Below are 775 nucleotides of genomic sequence, written 5' to 3'. Positions count from 1 at the left end.
GTCAATCAGGCCTTGCTCCAACTCCGGAACTTTTCTGGCCACTGTCCCCGTGATTGCCATGAAAGTCATAAACGCGCCTACTAGGATGACAGCCCAAAGCGCGGTTGATTTTGACCAGCGCAGTAGTTCGCGTAGGAACCATTCAAAATAATTCGGTGTGGTATTCATGGCTATTTTCCTTCCTGAAGTCTTTGATAGGCGGCTTCGCTGGCTCCCAGCTCACCGCGAGTAAATTCAAGTTCCACCAGTTTCCCTTGGTGTACCACCACACTGCGGTCGGCTAGGAAATCCAGCTCATTTAGGGTATGCGTGGAAATCACTACGACTTTCCCACTATCACGCAGCCGTTGCACCAGGTTACGCACCACCTGCACCCCATCCATATCCAAACCATTGAAAGGCTCATCCAAAACCACGACCTTGGGGCGAGGCAACAGCGCGAGAACAATCTCGGCCCGCCGACGCATCCCGGTAGAGAGCTTATCGAAGCGTTTTTCCCAAAAACTCGCCACACCAAGTTCCTGGGAAAGCCGCGCCATTTCAATGGAAGGCACCCCGTGGATACCACCCCAGTACAGAATCATGTCCCGCACACTCATCTTCGGCGGCAGGCCATGCGCCTCGGTGACCACCCCAAACACCTGGGAGCGATGCGCCAGACTACGTACTGGTTTGCCCCCATAGGTAACACTACCCCGCGCGGGGGCAATATCACCCAACATCGTGGCAATCAAAGTAGACTTCCCCGCCCCATTGGGGCCAATCAGCCCGGTGA

Annotated in this window: 1 protein-coding gene; it reads right to left on the bottom strand. The window is 55.0% G+C overall.

Translation table 11 applies throughout. The features are described from left to right. Window positions 1-170 precede the first annotated feature (170 nt). Window positions 171-775: ABC transporter ATP-binding protein (locus HMPREF0577_RS10505; RefSeq protein ID WP_004013879.1), on the bottom strand; the 605-nt coding region annotated here is incomplete at its 5' end.

This window comes from Mobiluncus mulieris ATCC 35243, assembly GCF_000160615.1.
GTDB lineage: Bacteria > Actinomycetota > Actinomycetes > Actinomycetales > Actinomycetaceae > Mobiluncus > Mobiluncus mulieris.
This window is presented reverse-complemented; position numbering and strand designations above follow the sequence as displayed.